The organism is Vogesella mureinivorans (assembly GCF_007644035.1).
GTDB classification, from domain to species: domain Bacteria; phylum Pseudomonadota; class Gammaproteobacteria; order Burkholderiales; family Chromobacteriaceae; genus Vogesella; species Vogesella mureinivorans.
In genome coordinates this window covers 1-367 of the sequence record NZ_VMTV02000395.1, presented here as the reverse complement: position 1 = coordinate 367, position 367 = coordinate 1, and the positions used below count along the sequence as shown (strand labels likewise).

General features: G+C 55.3%; 1 protein-coding gene. It reads right to left on the bottom strand.

Translation table 11 applies throughout. The annotated features are described in order from the left end of the window. Window positions 1-367, bottom strand: a 367-nt coding sequence (locus FLQ44_RS11175; protein ID WP_206208830.1) for a GH116 family glycosyl-hydrolase, incomplete at both ends; no start/stop codon positions are given.

The window sequence follows — 367 nt, the reverse complement described above, 5'->3', positions numbered from 1 at the left end:
AAGTTTGCCACAAATCGCTGCCGTCCCCTGCCGGATTCCAGCGCGTGTGATAGAAAAGCTCGGCATTTGCAGCTTGAGCGGCGATCGCCCACTGTCCATCGCCTTCCGCCGCAGTTTCAAAGCTGCCATCGAGAACGCAGCCAATGCGATCGCCCGCTTTCAACAATCGATTCAAGTTCCCCGCACTTTCGCGGATGCGCGGCTGATATTCATAAACCGGACTGCCATCATCCCGCATCTTCACGTCGGGCGACTTGAGCGTGTTGGTGAACCAGCCAACCATGTTTTGCCAGGAAAGCAAGATGCTCAGCGTGATCGGGCGATCGCTTGGATTTTCAATTGTCCAGTTGAAGAGGGCGATCGGATA